A 17,576-nucleotide genomic window follows, 5' to 3' on the forward strand; every position below is an offset into this window, starting at 1 on the left:
CAGGGATTCTGTCTTCTTTTTAGGAAAATAAAAAAGCTTAGAAATCTTCTAAGCTTCTATTTTTAAAAACGAATCGCTTCACGTGTTTTCTCATATGAAGTGACAAAACGGTTTGTAACCCCCGGTTCAGCAACTTCCAAGGCTTGTGAAATTTTTTCAAACGACGCTTGGTAGTCAAACTCTTTTTCAAAAATTTCAAGCGCTTCGTTGAAGGCCTCTTGGATACGTTCATCGAATGAACGGTAACGGTTTGAGTATTGCAAGAGTTGCTCCGTCAAGGTTGCATATTGAACGATATCATAGGTTTCTGTTTCAAGTGCTTCCATATCATTTGTTGCAATTTCAAGAATTCGTTTAACCGATTCAATATTCACTTGCGGTTGTTCTAACTCTGCCATCAAATCTTCTGTGTTATGACTTGCAGTAAAGAAAAGTTTCAAGAAACTTTGAGGAATACCTGGCAAGTTTCTCTTCTCCATGTAACGTTTGATAGTATGCAAACGGTTCACATAGACATTTGCTTTTTGGCGAGCATTGAGGTCGTCTTTTTCAATTTGCGCAAGTCGTTCGCTAACAGAGATTTGCTCATCCTCAATATCCTTGAGGTTGCTTTGAAGCATTTCCAACTGTTCTTCAAGAGCAGAGTAGGCTTGTGTTGACTCACCTTGATCCTCTGTCACTTCCATGATTGCCGTATCAAGTGCAGCCAATTCTGCTTGAAGACGACGAACATGATTTCCATCACTTTCAGGAAGAAGGTAGGTTTTAGTCAAACGTTCAAGATCTTGAACAAGCACCTGATTATTTTCTTTCAAGTGGTTGAGATAAGTTGGTAATGTCGAAAGAAGACTTTCAACCACTTTTTGAGCTGCAATTTCACGAGTGAAGATATCATAAAGTGCGTTGATTTCTTCTTGGATGCGATTATTTTCATACTCTGCATTGTCCAATTCCAACTGACGAATATTTTCTTGATTATTTTTCAAAGACTCATGCAAAAGTTGGAAACGAGACTCGATATCTGTTTCTGTAAAGTGGTAGTTGGCATCCAACAGCTTGCGATAGCCTTCTTCCAAATCTGCTAATTGTTCTGGCAGTTCTTTTGTCAAGGTTTCAACAAGAGCTGGAATTCGCTCAACGATGTGTGTCAAAGCAAGAATATGATTTTCAGTTGAATCAAGAATTGCTGCGGCTTCAACCGGGTCACCTGATGAATTTAGGGTAACAAATTGAGAGAATTCAGATTGGATGTTTTCCAATTGTTTCTCAATCTCAGGAAGGGCCTTCCCATATTTCTCCGAGTCTTCTGCAACGGTATGTTGAAGGGATTCAAACAAGTCCAAGGCATGAAGGACACGGCCACTATTCTTAGATTCTTGCTTTTCAAGTTCAGAAAGGGCATTGCGAATAGCTGCAATATCTTCTTCAATCAAGCCGATTTGGCTCTCAATTTGATCAATCTTGTGAGCAGCTTTGAAAAAACGGAAAGAATTATTGTAGCTTTCAGCTTCAAAGAGGTGATTTTCAATATCAGCAAATGAGTTCAGAGATAAATCAACCCATTTTTGGTTCCATTCACGGAAGGTCACCTGGCTTTGACCAATCAAGTGCATGTTTTTAACGGCTTCAACCTCATCATTTACAGGAAGGTTGTAGAGTTCTTCTTTTCTTTCTTCAAGGGCCGTTAATCTACTTACATTACGCTTACGTAAAAAGATAGCTGTTACATAAGCTAAGATCAGAATGACTGCAATCGCAACCATTAGATAAATTAGTTGTCCATTAGACATATCAAACTCCTTTTATACTAGAAACAATCGTAATGATTATATCATATTTTTTAAACCAAGGGAACTATTTCCCACATTTTTTAGACGTCAAGTGTACTGTAAACAGCGTTTTCTTCGATAAATTCGCGACGAGGTTCTACTCGATCCCCCATCAACATATCAAAGATTTTATCTGCTTCGGCAGCATCATCTACCGAAACACGCGCCATCAAGCGATGTTCAGGATCCATGGTTGTTTCCCACAATTGGTGGTCATCCATTTCTCCCAAACCTTTATAACGTTGGATGGTTGGTTTTGAACGCCCTTCACTATGACGTGCTAAGGCTTCTTGGAGTTTAATTTCTTGATCTGCACCAGGTTGAATGTATTCTTTGATCTCACTTCCCACTTTAACCCCATAAATCGGTGGTTGGGCAATATAGACATAACCAGCCTCTAAGATTGGTTTCATGTAGCGGTAAATCAAGGTTAGCAGGAGAGTTCGAATGTGGGCTCCATCAACATCGGCATCGGTCATCAAAACGAGTTTTTGGTAACGAGCCTTAGTGACATCAAATTCTGCACCAAATCCTGTTCCCATGGCTGTGAAAAGACTTCGAATTTCTTCGTTTGCAAGGATTTTATCCATGCTAGCTTTTTCAACGTTCAAGATCTTACCACGAATTGGAAGGATAGCCTGGAACTCACGGTTACGACCAGATTTGGCTGATCCACCAGCTGAGTCTCCTTCGACGATGAAGAGTTCGGTTTCAGCTGGGTTGTTCGAAGAACAGTCTGCTAGTTTTCCAGGAAGATTGGAAATTTCCAAACCAGATTTCTTGCGTGTGACTTCACGCGCACGCTTGGCAGCTACACGAGCCTTGGCAGCCAAGATCCCTTTTTCCACGATACGCTTGGCGATCTGTGGATTTTCCATAAGGAAATCAGAGAAGGCATCGCTGAAGAGGCGATTGGTAATCTTGACTACTTCACTATTCCCCAGTTTGGTCTTGGTTTGTCCTTCAAACTGCGGATTTGGATGCTTAACTGAGATAACTGCTGTCAAACCTTCACGGACATCTTCTCCTGTTAGGTTATCTTCATTGTCTTTTAGTAGCTTATTCTTGCGGGCATAATCATTGATAACACGCGTCAGAGCTGTACGGAAACCTTGCTCATGTGTTCCACCTTCATGGGTGTGAATGTTATTGGCGAAACTCATGACGTTTTCGTGGTAACCGGTTGTGTACTGCATGGCTACTTCAACTGTGATATCATCCATCTCACCGTCTGTGTAGATTGGTGTATCAAAGATCACATCCTTGTTCTCGTTGATATATTCAACGTAGCTAGCAATCCCACCCTCATAGTGGTAATGTTTAGTCTGTTCGAGACCTTCACGCCTATCTGTGATGGAGATTCGAAGGCCTCGATTCAAAAAGGCTAGTTCTTGAATACGTTTGTTTAATTTTTCAAAGTCAAAAGTTGTTGTTTCTGTAAAAATCTCTGGATCTGGTGTGAAGTGAACTGTTGTTCCCGTTTTATCCGTATCTCCAACCACCTCAAGATCAGCAACAACATGACCACGACGGTATTCTTGGTAATGAATCTTACCATTTTTGTGGACATGAACATCTAGTTGCGTTGAAAGAGCGTTTACTACTGATGAACCTACACCGTGCAATCCACCTGAAACCTTGTAACCGCCACCGCCGAATTTTCCTCCAGCGTGAAGAACTGTAAAGACGGTCTCAACAGCGGGACGTCCTGTCTTTTCCTGAATATCAACAGGAATTCCACGCCCATCATCCACTACGGTGATGGAGTTATCTGGCTCTATAAAGACTTGGATGTGACTGGCAAATCCAGCTAGGGCTTCGTCAATTGAGTTATCAACGATTTCCCATACTAGATGGTGAAGACCTTCTTTTGAAGTCGATCCAATATACATACCTGGACGCATACGAACAGCTTCAAGTCCCTCCAAAACTTGAATTTGACTGGCATCATAATCCTGTGCCTGTTGATTTTTGATTTCTTCTGTCATTTTTTCCCTTTTCTTACATGTCTATTGCTTGTCTCAATGTCGCAACGTTATTAAAAAGATAGGCATCTAAGCCAGCAGCTTTACCTGCTTCTACATCTATATTTCTGTCACCAATGACCAAACCAGATGTAATATGATATTTATCACGTAAATAAATCATGGACTCAGGATCTGGTTTTCGTTTAAAGCCAGAACTGGCAGTCACCACCTCGGTGAAGTAGTTCGCTATCTGGGTCTTAGCAAGAAGTTCTAGAACTTGGTCATTTCGATGAGAAACCAAGAAATGGCGACCACCCTTGTCCGAAACGTCTTTGAGTAATTCTGGAATTCCCTCAAACAAAACTGGATGTTCTAGCTCACGCGCTTCATTTTCTTTATAGTTCTCTAAAAAATCCTCGATATCTGGTGCAAACTTCTCGATGGCAAAAGCTGTCGAAACCTTCAAAGCTTCGTAGACTCGGTCGTGTTCTTGCTCTATTCCGTATTGGGCTAAGGTTTCTACAAAGGCTGCAGTAGAAGTCTCATAATTATCCAATAGGGTACCACCTAAATCCCATATATAGTCGTGATATTTCATACCCTTCATTATACCATTTTTTTATGAAAAAAGCGATGATTTCCTAGATTTTTCGGCTCTATAATTTATATAGAGAGTAAAACACTATTGCATCTATGGAGCCTTTTTGTGAAGAATAGCTCCTCTATAAATAATCAAGCAAAATCTTTCTTATCTCAAATGTACAAATTAAAGAATAGAAACTACTAACAACCGCGTCATTGTTCACAAACGAAACGCTTTTGGATTTTCAAACTTTAAAAATAGAATACTCATTGCTTTGAATACCACAATAGAGTGCAGAAAAAGATTATTCCAATATGGAGTCCCTTGTTAATTCATTACAGTTCCCAATGATTCCATCTTTCTTTTCAATTGTCATTTATTCTCCAAACAGGCAAAAAACGATAACGTCCTTTAAAGGAGTTATCGTTTTTGTATATCGTCAGATAAAGTTTGATTTTTGTTGAGCTAAATTCGCTTAGTTTCTTCCGAAGTTTTGACCTCTACCATCGCGGTCAAAATACATCCAACTTCCATCTTCAAGTTGAATCCATTTGTTTCGAGCCATATCCCCTGAATTGGCATCGAAATATCGACTAACTCCATTCACATCAACAACTTTTCCTTTGACTTGCTTGCCATCTTGCGTGAAATAGAGAGTCTGTTGACCAACTTGCTGCAAGCCTGTCACTGCTTTTCCAGCTTGGTCAAAATAGTACCACTCATTTTGGGAACCTTCGACAAATTTGTTGGTTGCCATCTCTCCTGAGTTACTGCTTTGAGGTTGTAGATAGAACTGACGAAGTCAGTAACATATATACGGTAAGGCGAAGCTGACGTGGTTTGAAGAGATTTTCGAAGAGTGTGTCACGATTTTACCCTTGACTTGCTTGCCATCTTGGTCAAAGTAAAGTGTTTGTTGACCAATCTTTTGAAGACCTGTCACAGCAACTCCATCTGCTCCGAAATAGTACCAATCACTTGGGTTATCACCTTGGGCAAAGCGGTTTGTAGCAGCATTCCCTGAATCCTTGTCAAAGTAACGAAGTTTACCATCCTTAGCACTCACAATCTTGCCCTTAACCTGATAGCCGTTTTCATCAAAGAATTGCTGTCCATCTCCTATCTTGACAAGACCTCGAGCCATAACGCCCTTGGCATCAAAGTAACGCCAGTTTTCACCATCAGTAGTGTAGTAACGGTTGAGAACTTGGGCACCAGTTTGATCATAGTAGTACTGATTACCGTTTTCATCTTCACGGATAGAATCACGAAGTTGAATACCATTCTTCAAGAAATAAACGTGCTTGCCATCAATTTCATGAGCACCTGTTACAAGATAACCTCGTTTATCGAAGTAATACCAATTTCCATTTTCATCTTGGATAAAGGAATTTTTAGCTTGATAACCACTAGTTGAATAGAACTTAGTACCATTGGCATCACTAACAAATCCTGTATAAGCATTCTTATTAACTAATTGCTTAGGCAATACTATATCGCCATTTTTGTTAGTGAGGTAGTCGTTGCTAGCCCAGTCTTTAAGAACATAGTAAGCACCACGACCTAAGATATTGGTACCATTAAAGTACTTAGCCGACCACTTGGTAATCTTCTCATCTGTTCTCATCTTTTGACCATTGGAAATCTGTACTCGTTCAAAGATCTCTGGATATTTAGCTTTAAGCTCATCCAAGAAGGCCCCACCGTACTTACCTTGGAAATCAGTCCCATTAGTTTTACTATTAGCTACATAGAGTTTTTCCTTGATTTCTGAACCTTCACGGTAGGTTCCATAGTTATTGACACGTGTTGCTGTTACCACTTCCTTACCTGGTAGGTTATAGATTTGGTCTGGTACCCAGTCCGCAATGGCTTGGATATTGACACTGTGAAGCGCACGAAGAGCATTGAGCAAATCTTTTAAAGAACCATATTTATTGTTCTTGCTCATCGCCATATCGTAGCGGTCTTCAAAGGCATAACCATTCTGAATGATAGAATCTAAGAAAGTACCGTCTTGACTAGATACATACTGAGGTGGTAGCTCAAATGAAGTTACTCCCCATTCCTTGAAGAGGTTGACATTTTTAGCAATGACTTTATTGGTATATTGGTCATCGCGGGTTGCAAAGTCTTGGAAGTTAGAGAAGCCTTCGTAAATCAACTGAGAATCAAGAGCTGCGCTAGATTCGTAGACCTGACCACTAGCATTTTTCTTCTTGCTAGCTGTTGTACGAGCATCCTGATCTGCCTTAGCGCCAACTGGTACCCAAACAGCCAGATAACCAGAAACCTGTACATTGCTGTAGCCTGCGATATCATTCATATCAAAGGTCAAAATACCATTAGCATCTGTCTTCTTCCAGAGCGATTGCGGCACTTCTTCGTCAGTTAGATAGCGGGAAATACCATCTTTGGTCGTCAAAAGTACAGGACGATAGTATTGATTCTTGTGGGCTGCTCCCATATTGACTTGCAGTTTATCCCATACATTTAACTTGAGGTTAGGGTTGTTTGAAGCAATAACAGCCATCCCTTGAGTACGAGTTTCTGCTGTTCCTTCATCTGTTGCTTCATTGGCACCAGTACCGTAGCGGACAGAAGTCAAAATACCATTGTAAGACCATTTATCAGCCTCACGAGGTACACCCATATATGTAACTTTCATGTCTTGTCCACCTGCTACATACTTAATACGAGCACGCAACAAGGCATCAATAGCGTCGTGGTATGGAGATTTTTTCTCCATGTATTGACCATCATCGGTATAGAGATCACCATAGTAGACCCGAGTGATAGAGTCTTTATTGGAGAGCATGAGAGCATGAGCAGTTGGGATGTTGAACTGCGTATACTTCTTGTCTGCCTTGCGCATATCTTCGTTGTAGATCTTGAAGGCTTGCTTGAGTTCATCCATTGTAAAGGTCAAACCATCCGTATTTGGATTGATATTTTCTCGGATGATGTCAGCAATAACAGTTTGTACTTCACTATCATGAGCCCGAACAAAGATATAGTTAGCCATCCGTTCGCCATTTTTCTTTTCAGAAGAACGGTCATTTAAACTATTTGTAATCGTTGGCTCTACTCCGCTACGGATAGATAGATTACGCATGAATGAATAAAGCAAGGACAAGCGTAGCTTGTTGTCAATTGCTAGTTGAGCGCCTTTAGTATCTTTGTTGTAGTCGGGATCGTTATCAGACCAAGCTTCCAAGATAGACAAATGCTTGATGGCTTCTTCTTCACTTTCTCCCACCTTGTAGCGAGACTTGAAGTAGTCAGATGCGATTTGGAGCAAGTCTGCGTTGACATTGTCCACCGCATCGACACGAACTCCATCAAAATTAGCAGTCGGATCATTGGCTACAATGCTTCCAAAGTTCATCATAAAATGCAACCAGTTGAGTTGTTCGGCTTGAACAGCTGGATTAGAGTTGTCAAAGTCGTTAGCGAGCAAGAACTCATAACCACCGTTTGACTTGTCAATAAAGTACTTAGGTGTACCTGTTTGACTAGTAGGGGTACGGTTAAGCAGACGGAATTTAGACTTAGCATGAGAGCTCTTCTCATTATTGGTATAAAGCAAAGCTCCACCCTGCAAGTGGTCCTTTTTAGTACCAGTTGTTTCAGACTCTGACTTGATATTCCAGTTTGGCTGGGTTTTGACAAAGGCACCCATCAGCGTTCTCAACCATTTGGTATCGCCTTCTTTACCAATTTTTTCCTCAATTTTGCGCTGAACCTGCTGAGAAGCACCTGTCAGGAGAGCTTGTTCCACTTTGTTTTCAAAAGCACCTGCTCCCAGACCTTGCTGGTTCATATAGTTGAGGTAATTAATCTGAGTACGTTTATCAGGCCACCAAGCCATCAAAAGGGGACGCAAGTCTGTTTCTGTCGAAGCCGTCCATGTTTTTCCATCTTTTAAGATGAACTTTGGACGATACCAGCTATCTGCTGTCAAATAACCGTCTACAGTTTCGATATCCTTGTCAGTCGTACCATAGAAAGCATTCTTTTGGGAGAATTCATTATTAAGACTGCTGGTTCCTTGTTGGAACTGATATTCATTTGAATCAACTAAGGCACCCGTTTCTGCATCAAAATAAAGTATTCTCCCATTAAGTTCAACTGCAAAGTTCTTTTTAACTGTACCATCGTCCTGAACATAGTAATTTTTACCATCAATGGTCTTAATATGAGATAGGACATCATCATCGTGATCAGCATTTACAGGTGCAGGTTGAGCCTGATCTGCCACCATTCTTTCAGCTACTGCTCCTTGTTTTTGAGCAGGTTCGAGCAAGCGATCTTTCTTTGCAACCTTTGGATTTGCAACAATCTTGTCTTCAACAGCCGTTTTTTCTCGTTTGTTGTCATCTTCCTCTTGGGCAGTTGTTGGCCTTGCTTGTTTATCCTGGTCTGCTACTTCTGTTTTAGGAGTTTCTGTGATTGCATTAGCAGCTTTAACTTCTTCAGCAACAGCAGCCTTTTCTGTAGATGCTTCTTTCGTATCTGCTGGTTTAGCAGGCTCTTGAGCATTGGTTTGAACTGTTGCTTCTGTATTTTCTGCTGGTTTAGCAGACTTATCACTAGCAGCAGCATCGCCTGTCACCTTGTCTGCAGGGGTTGCTTTTTCTGCTTCTTGCTCAGATGCTACGTTTGCTTGGGCTGGAGTTTGCTGACCCGGACCACTAGTCTGAGCTGTAGCAGGTTCTTGAACTACAACCTGCTTTACATCATCCGCATGGACAACGCCTGGTTCTAGACCAAGTACCTTTGGTGCTACAATAAGGGCCAAGGTAGTCAAAGCAATGGCTACCCAATTTTTCTTAACTTTATGCATCTTATAATGAATCTTTTTCTCCATCATAAAGCCTCCTTCTGAATTTAGTATAAAGTTATGCCCTTATTCTAGTATATTTTTCAAAATGATCATTTTTTGTTGCACATCTACAACTATGAAAGGCAAATTCTTTCAAACTGTTCTTTAAGCTTTTGGGCAACACCAAAGGAATCTAAAAATTCAAAAAAAGATAGGCATTGCTCGATGTCACTGAGAGCATTAGTATTCCCGACCTTGTAGGCATACAGAGCCCTATGATACTTAATCAGCGTTCGATCATATAGATCTGTTTCAGGGATTTTAGAGTGGTCTAGATAATTGAGAAACCTCATAGCAACTAGCAGATGGTTTCCTTCTATACAGACGCTAATGACATTAAGTAGCATCTTGATAATACGGCGACGATTTTCAGGTAGGTTGTTATAAAACTGGGTACGATTGATCATCTCACTAGCAAAGGTTTCCAGCGTTTCCAAGGTCATCAAATCAACACTGTTTGTAAAAAGCCAGAGTTCATAACGTCCCCACTCCTCAACAGAAAAGAGATGATCCGTCAGGAATTCTATATCCTTCTTGCTAATCTGAAAATCTGAGCAACAGGAGGACAAGAGGGCCCTGACAATGATCGTATTGAGTTTATAGTTTTTTTTCTCAGGAAACTGTTCGGTCAAAGCTTCTGAGCTAGACAAAATATTTTGGAGCTTGACAACATTGTTTTCCTGATATGCATCAGCTACTTTTTTTGAGAACAGCACATCATCTGAATCAATGTAATTATGGTAAACATACTGAAACTCCTCTAGGGAAACAGCCATATTTTTTAAACAACAATAAAAAGAATCAAGTGTGATCCCATTGACTCCCCGTTCAAAACGGGATAGCTGAGCCACGGAAATATCACCAGCAGCCACCTCTTTCAGGGACATTTTTTTTGATTCTCTAATGACTTTGAATATTTTTCCGAAAGTTTCCAACATATCACTCCCCCAGTTTCGTATATGCAAAAAATTCTTACTAATTTTAATATACTAGTAACACGTTTCAATTATATTACAGAGAAAGTACTTTATATTTCAAATTAATACAAGCAGATTAATTCGCATGATAAGATCGTTTAATATAGCATTTATTGAATATTCTATCTTTTTCATGAAACTATTGATTTCCTTCTTATGCTAGACAAAGCTTGATTGATTTATAAAAGTTTGATATAAAATCGCAAGACAATCATATGAAACATTTTTAGACACGGAGTAAATAAAAAAAACGAGAGCCGAACTCTCGTCTTACTGTTGATTTCCAAAGACATCTCGATAGAGCATGCCGTCTCGTAAACTTTCGGCATCTCCTCCCAATTGCTCTACCAACTCATAGGCAAAGGCAAGGGCAGTTGACGGTCCTCGGCTGGTTGTTAGATTACCATCCACAACCACTGTTTGCTTTTGATAAATTCCGTCAGTAATTTGCTCCTGAACTCCGTCATAACAAGTAAAGTGCTTGTCTTTCAGGACACCTGCTTGATGGAGAGCGATTGGAGCTGCACAGATAGCTGCAATTTTCTTTCCAGCTTGATCAAAGGCTTTAATCTCAGAAATGAGGGCTGGATTATCCCGTAGGTGAGCTGATCCTGGCATGCCACCTGGAAGAACTACCAAGTCATAGTCAGACAAATCACCATCAAAGATACGGTCGGCTGTTACCCGAATGTCATGTGATCCCGTCACCTGCTCCTCAAATCCTACCATATCACAGGAAATGTTTGCTCGACGCAAGACATCGATTACTGTCAAGGCTTCGATTTCTTCAAAGCCATTTGCTAAGATAACTGCAACTTTTGCCATAGTGGCCTCCTTATTTGATTTGTTTTAGGACGACTTTCTTTCGTTTGAATGGAACTTTTCCACTTTTCTCTTCTGCTAGATTGGTCTGGTAACTCATAGACAAGAGGAGACCAACACCGATGAGGTTACTAATAATTGCGGAGCCCCCTTGAGAAATAAATGGCAGAGGAATACCTGTCAAAGGAAGTAAGCCTGTCACGGCACCGATATTTTCAAAGATATGGAAGAGCAACATCATGATAAAACCAGTCGAAATGTAGGTGTAGAACTGGTTATTTGACCTGAGCGTAATCTTCAACATACGGTAGATGAGAAGCAAGTATAAAGCAACTACAAAGACTGAACCAATAAAGCCAAAGTCTTCAGCAATTACGGTGAAAATCATATCACTTTCACGTACTGGAATGAGGAGATTGGACACATTAAAACCTTGTCCAAACAAGCCACCACTTCCAATCGCAATTTGTCCCTGCGCCTGTTGGTAAGTCGTTGTTTGCGCAAAGTCAAAGGGATTGAGCCAAGCCAAGATGCGGTTGATCTGGTAGGTCGGCATCCCAATCTGATGCAAGAAGGCACGTCCATCCTTGCTTATAAAGATGGCCATGAAGCCTGCAACTGCAGTCACTCCTGTCGCAAATACCGGAATGATAATCTTCCACGAAACACCTGAAAGGAGAACCATACCGGAAAAAATAGCTACAAAGACCAAGGCAGTCCCCAGATCACTTTGTAGGGCTAAGAGGAGCAAGACTGGTATGGTAAAGGCGATCATCCAACCAATCAATAGGAAATCCAAGGGAATAGTCCGTCGCCATTCCTTGTGTCTTTGAGTGAATCTTACAATGGCTCGAGCCAACATCAAGATATAGGAAATCTTCATGAACTCCGATGGCTGGAAAAGTGTCGTTCCACCAATCGATACCCAGTTCTTGGCACCTGTTGACGCTACAAGATTTGGATTGTAGAAAACAAGAGGTAGGATCATCAAAGCTAGCCCTAGACCATAAAGATAGGGAGTCACCTTCCATAAAAACTCGGTATTAAAGAACATGACCACAAAACCAATGACAAGGCCCAAGGAAATCCAAGCGATTTGCTGACCTAGAATTGGTAATACATTATTTGGATAGTCATGACTAACTGCTATATAAATGGCCACTACTCCAATCACCAGTAAACAAAACACTGGTAGGAGGAGGCTATAATCGACTCGAGAGTCGAAGGAACGTTTCATATTTTATACCTTTTCTCTTTCTTGGATTTTTCTTTCATTCTATTGCGACGAGATTGGAGAAAATCAGCTACAGCAGGCTCTAGCTGTTCTCTAGAAAGAACCTGAACAGCCCTTTCTTTTGACAAGGCCTGGGCGATTTGTTTGCCGTAACGCTTGCTAACGACACGACTGTCTAAGATAACAGCAACCGAACCTTGGTCAGATCTTCTAACAGTACGGCCCAGAGCTTGTTTTAGCCGAATAATCGCCATCGGCAACTGATAATCATAGAAAGGATTTTTCCCTTCTTGACGCAGTTCTTGGTTTAATTTTTTGGTTAACGGTTCTTGGGGGTTTTGGAAAGGCAATCTCGGAATCACTTGGATCACGCAAGGATGGGTTGAAAAATCAACTCCTTCCCAGAAACTACCTGTTCCGAGTAAGATCTGGCGTTCACCTTTTTCAAAACGTTTTTTCAGTTGGCTTGGTTCCCCATTTTTATACTGAGCTAGATGCGGTTGGTCGAGCAGGTCTGAAACAGCCAGCAACATCTCTTTTGAGGTAAACAAGACCAGTATGGGTTCTTGAAAGGCCTGTAAGCTTCGAGTGACAGAAGCCACTTCACTAGCATAGTCAACAGGTGAAACTTCTGTCACAAGAGGAAAATCATCGACTAGAAAGACTTCTTGTTGCTCCTGCTTTGCTACATCAAGCTTAACAAGCGGAGCATCTGGAAATCCCAACAAATCTGCTAAGGAAACCCGATTACTGATTTCAAGAGTGGCCGATACTCCTAGGAGTCTACAATCTTCTGGCAATAAGTCTGCTAGTATAAAGCGGCCTTTTTTACTTGAACAAATCAAGACATCCTTGCTCGATTTCTCTGCTGTAGCAAGCCAAAATTCACGATCCGAGGTGAAAAAGTTTGCAATTTCTCGATACTCTGGGAGAGTTAACTCCGAAAAATGTTGGCGCAACTCTTCAAGAGAATCCAACCACTTTCCATTCTTCAGACCTGACTGATAGTGCTCCATCAAGTAACGACATTCAAAACCTATACTCTCCAGCAAGCGTTTCTGAACCAAATCTTCCTCTGTCTCCAAGGACTTTTCAATTTGAGTTACAAGTTCCTCAAGGCGATAAGCCTGCTGGGCTAGATTTTCGAGAGCTAGCAGCATTTTTTGAGCTTCATCCAAGATCAGCAAACGGTTATCGACAAACTCTGGATTGTCTTCCAAACGAGTGACCAGATAGGCATGATTAGTCAAGAGAACGCGACTGGTCTTGGCCTTTTCCTGCCCTCGTTTCCAAAAATCCTCTGTGGCAAATAAACTTTTCTTTGAAAGCTTGCCATCGTGGACTAGTTCTGGCAGAAAGTGCTGGTAGCGATAAAGCTGCCCGATTTCGTCCAAGTCACCTGTCTCTGACTCTGTTAGCCAGATAAGCAACTGCATTTTAAAGCGTGTGAAAAGGCGATTGGACTCTGATCGATGGAGAACTCTGTGAAAGGCATCCAGTTTTAAATAGTTTTGAGGACCCTTGAGACTATGAATCTCCAGATGGAAAACCTCTTTTAAGCGCTGACCTTCTTCTTGCATGATTTGATTTTGAAGAATTTTGGTCGGAACACTCACTAGGATACCTACTTGACTCTCCAAGTTCAAAGCTGGGAGGAGATAACCATAAGTCTTGCCCAGTCCCGTTTGGGCTTGGATAAAGGAAGTCTGGTGTTCTTCCAATAATTGCTCAATCTTCTCCGCAAATTCCATCTGTTGCGGTCGCTCCTCCAGCCCCAATAAAGAAATGTTTTTAGCAAAGGCTTTGGATAACTTTCGTGGGACTAAGGCTTTGCTTTCCTTTCTGAGGAAAAGCCCATGAAGCTCCATCAAGTCTGGCGAAGATAAGAGAGATTGTTGCTGGTAAACCTCCTCAATCAACAGATAACTTTCATAGAGAAGGTTGTCTGCAAGGTCTAACAAGCTTTCTAAGAGCCCTTTAGGTAGCTCAAAAAGTTTTTGACGCATGTAAAGCAAGAGTTCAGCTGTTGCCTGAGCATCTGACAGGGCAGTGTGGGCATGTTCCAGCTCAATTCCCAACTCTTGACAAAGGATACCTAAGTTATACTTTTCAAACTGAGGATACAGAACCTGGGCAAGCTCAACTGTATCCACCCGCGGTGTGCGCAATTCATATCCTTCAAAAAAGAGAAATTCTGCAAGAAGGTTGGCATCAAACTGTACATTGTGCGCAACAAAAATACCGTCCTTAACCAATTCAAAAATTTTTCCAGCCACCTGAGAAAATTCTGGTGCCACAGCCAAACGTTGATCGGTCAGACCTGTTAATTCTTTGATATGAGAATCCAAGGGTTCATGAGGATTGACATCAGTCGCATACTGATCGATGATTTCACCATTCTCAATCACCACAATGCCTACTTGAATAATTTTTGCCTTGCTTCCGGTGCTGGTCGCCTCTAAATCAACGACCACATACCGATCATTTCTCGCATTCATCATTAAAAATTATATCAAAAAAAGCATGATTTGACACCCCTCAACTTTGATAACAATCTCACTTTCCTTGCGAGTTTGAGTAAAAATCAAGACCTTAAAAGTGAGAATTTCACGCAAGTTTAGCAGTTGATTGCTGGTTCTAAGCTAGTTGAAGATCTTATCAACAAAGCTACATCAACATAAAAAGGCAACCAAGGTATTAGCTGCCTTTTTGAGATATTTTTTTCATTGTTTTCGGAAGAGCTTTACTAATTTCGGTAGGCAAGACAAGGTAGTTTTCTTGAGCTAGTTCTTGCGCGATAGCTGAATGAAGGTAAGTCGCTACCACCACTCTTTCATAGAGGCTGACTTGGTGAAACTGACCTGTAAAACCTGCAATCATCCCAGCCAGAGTATCTCCCATTCCACCAGTTGCTTGATAGGGGCCTCCAACCTGTAACTGATAATATTCAGGTTGACCAGCTTGCCAGATACGAGTTGCTGGCCCCTTCTCGACTAGAATCGTTCCTTGAGGAAACGCTGAAAGAGCCCTAGCAGTCGTCTCTGTATTTTGATGGTCAAGAACTATATCAGACAGTCTTTCCCATTCCTTTTGGTGGGGAGTTAGGATGAGCTGACTAGATGGGAATGGAAAATGAGCTTTTGCTAAGATGCCCAAAGCGCCGCCATCTACAATCAAAATCTGGTCTTTTCTATGGCTGTCAAAGACTCGTTTTACGAGTTCTTCTCCGAATGCATCCTCTCGTAAACCCGGACCTATCAAGATAACTTCTGCCTTTTCCAACTGCTCTTTTAACAATTGCTGGTCTTGAAGAGAAAATGCCATGGCCTCCGGTAAATGACTGTGTAGAGCAAGGATATTTTCCCTATCTGTTCCAACGGTCACCAATCCTGCACCACTTTTTACAGCTGCCAAGGCAGACATGATGATAGCTCCCCCATAAGGATAGGTCCCTCCCAGCAAGAGCAGGCGACCGTAATCTCCCTTATGGCTGTGACGAGAACGTTCAATAATGACTTTTTCTAATAAAGCTTGATCAATCACTTTCATCGTTTTTTCCCTCTCACTCCATTATACTACAAAAGGAGGGGCGAACCTCCTTCTACACTATTTTCCCTTAAATTCCGCAAAAGTCTGTAAGATTTTAGCAGCAACTGCTGGAGAAGGAGCTCCTTTAAGCTCTAACGTGTCATCTGCATATGGAGTAAGACCAGCAAAATCTCCTATCTGGACTGAATAGAGCGATGTTTTAAACAGTTCAATATCGTTTTGGTCATTTCCAAAAGCGATGAAGTTCTCCCCGCATAACTTTTCAACAGTTGTCGCCTTATGAGTATCCAAGGGATTAACATAAAGGCACTTTTCATGCGCATGATAAGACAGATGAGCCTGTCCTAGTCTTTCTAACTGACCAAGCAGATCATCAAGCAACTCCTCGTGGTCACCCATATAAACGACTACCTTAATCGGAGTCCCTAAGTCCTCAAGTTTCTGATGACGAGCCACCTTTAGGGGATCCACACTGGAAATAAATGGAATTTTTTCTACAATCTGACCGCTATAGTCAAAGCAATCATCTGCAAAAAAAGGGAGATTGTAGGTCTGGCAATAATCTACTAGCGCCTGATAAACACTAGCATCGAGATTCCTTTCAAAGATAGCCTTCCCCAAATGATAGGCCACACCACCATTCAACCCTATGACCAAGTGCTGACTGAGTTCAGGGCCTAATAAACCCAAGCAATCCCGATAAGAGCGAGCTGAGGCAAACACAAGCTCATGTCCATAATCTTCAGCCTTTAAAAGAACCTGCTTAATCTCCTCATCAATGGTCATATAGTCAAAAGACAGCGTTCCATCCAGGTCAAATACGAATTTCATCTTTCTAGTCCTTGTTTAGTGTTCGAAGCGCTGCCTGATAGGTTTGCTCCATTAGCATGGTAATCGTCATAGGACCAACTCCACCCGGTACAGGTGTGATGTGACTAGCAAGTGGTGCAACAGCATCATAATCAACATCTCCACAAAGCTTGCCATTTTCATCTCGGTTCATCCCAACGTCAATGACAACCGCTCCTGGTTTGACAAAATCAGCAGTCACAAACTTAGCGCGACCGATAGCAACCACCAGAATATCTGCTTTAGCAGCAACCTTAGCAAGATGATGGGTGCGTGAGTGAGTCAAGGTCACAGTCGCATTCTTGGCTAAAAGAAGCTGAGCCATCGGTTTTCCAACAATATTTGAACGACCGATGACAACCGCATTTTTACCTTCTAGCTCAATCCCATATTCATGAAACATTTCCATAATTCCTGCAGGTGTCGAAGGAATCATAACTGGATGACCAGACCAGAGGCGACCCATGTTTAGGGGATGGAAACCATCCACATCTTTTTCGGGGTCAATAGCTAATAAAACTGCCTCTTCGTCAATATGTTTTGGCAAAGGTAATTGAACCAAAATCCCATGCCAAGCTGGATCTTGATTGTATTTGGCAATCAAGTCTAACAATTCCGCTTGGGTAATGGTCTCTGGAACTCGCACGACTTCACTACGGAAGCCAGCAGCGAGAGCTGACCGTTCCTTGTTGCGAACGTAGACTTGGCTGGCAGGATTGTCTCCCACCAAAATCACTACCAATCCTGGAACTAGACCTGTTTCTTCTTTTAGTTTGGCCGTCTTTTCAGCCAACTGGCCTTGTAACTTAGCTGCAAGAGCCTTCCCATCGATAATCTGAGCCATATCTCTTCTCTTTTCTATCAAATATCCTCTATTATAT

At 41.6% G+C, this 17,576-nt stretch carries 10 protein-coding genes and 1 pseudogene; all 11 read right to left on the reverse strand.

From position 1 onward, the window contains the following. Nucleotides 1–62 precede the first annotated feature (62 nt). Nucleotides 63–1,790: a septation ring formation regulator EzrA gene (locus tag V470_06500; protein ID AHZ48069.1), complete on the reverse strand. Its 1,728-nt coding sequence runs from the start codon at nucleotides 1,788–1,790 to the stop codon at nucleotides 63–65. Between the two features lie 80 nt (nucleotides 1,791–1,870). After that, a complete protein-coding gene (gene gyrB / locus V470_06505; protein AHZ48070.1) occupies nucleotides 1,871–3,817 on the reverse strand; it encodes a DNA gyrase subunit B in 1,947 nt (648 codons plus the stop codon). 13 nt (nucleotides 3,818–3,830) lie between these two features. After that, a complete protein-coding gene (locus tag V470_06510) occupies nucleotides 3,831–4,403 on the reverse strand; it encodes a DNA gyrase subunit B (GenBank protein AHZ48071.1) in 573 nt (190 codons plus the stop codon). Between the two features lie 451 nt (nucleotides 4,404–4,854). After that, nucleotides 4,855–9,252 (reverse strand): annotated as a pseudogene (locus V470_10695) (glucosyltransferase). 86 nt (nucleotides 9,253–9,338) lie between these two features. Continuing rightward, nucleotides 9,339–10,202, reverse strand: coding sequence for an XRE family transcriptional regulator (locus V470_06520; GenBank protein ID AHZ48072.1), 864 nt, complete (start codon nucleotides 10,200–10,202; stop codon nucleotides 9,339–9,341). Between the two features lie 309 nt (nucleotides 10,203–10,511). After that, nucleotides 10,512–11,066: a 4-methyl-5(B-hydroxyethyl)-thiazole monophosphate biosynthesis protein gene (locus V470_06525; protein AHZ48073.1), complete on the reverse strand. Its 555-nt coding sequence runs from the start codon at nucleotides 11,064–11,066 to the stop codon at nucleotides 10,512–10,514. A gap of 10 nt (nucleotides 11,067–11,076) precedes the next feature. Beyond that, nucleotides 11,077–12,300, reverse strand: a complete 1,224-nt coding sequence (locus V470_06530; GenBank protein AHZ48074.1) for a rod shape-determining protein RodA — start codon at nucleotides 12,298–12,300, stop codon at nucleotides 11,077–11,079. Then, the gene (locus V470_06535) at nucleotides 12,297–14,795 is read right to left on the reverse strand and encodes an ATP-dependent DNA helicase (protein ID AHZ48075.2); all 2,499 of its coding nucleotides are present in this window, start codon (nucleotides 14,793–14,795) and stop codon (nucleotides 12,297–12,299) included. The genes V470_06530 and V470_06535 overlap by 4 nt, the downstream gene beginning before the upstream one ends. Nucleotides 14,796–14,994: 199 nt before the next feature. After that, nucleotides 14,995–15,846, reverse strand: a complete 852-nt coding sequence (locus tag V470_06540) for a carbohydrate kinase (protein ID AHZ48076.1) — start codon at nucleotides 15,844–15,846, stop codon at nucleotides 14,995–14,997. A 57-nt stretch (nucleotides 15,847–15,903) separates the two neighbouring features. After that, nucleotides 15,904–16,677: an HAD family hydrolase gene (locus V470_06545; GenBank protein ID AHZ48077.1), complete on the reverse strand. Its 774-nt coding sequence runs from the start codon at nucleotides 16,675–16,677 to the stop codon at nucleotides 15,904–15,906. A gap of 4 nt (nucleotides 16,678–16,681) precedes the next feature. Further along, nucleotides 16,682–17,539, reverse strand: coding sequence for a 5,10-methylene-tetrahydrofolate cyclohydrolase (locus V470_06550; GenBank protein ID AHZ48078.1), 858 nt, complete (start codon nucleotides 17,537–17,539; stop codon nucleotides 16,682–16,684). Nucleotides 17,540–17,576 lie beyond the last annotated feature (37 nt).

Origin of the sequence: Streptococcus sp. VT 162, assembly GCA_000688775.2 — a bacterium.
GTDB lineage: Bacteria > Bacillota > Bacilli > Lactobacillales > Streptococcaceae > Streptococcus.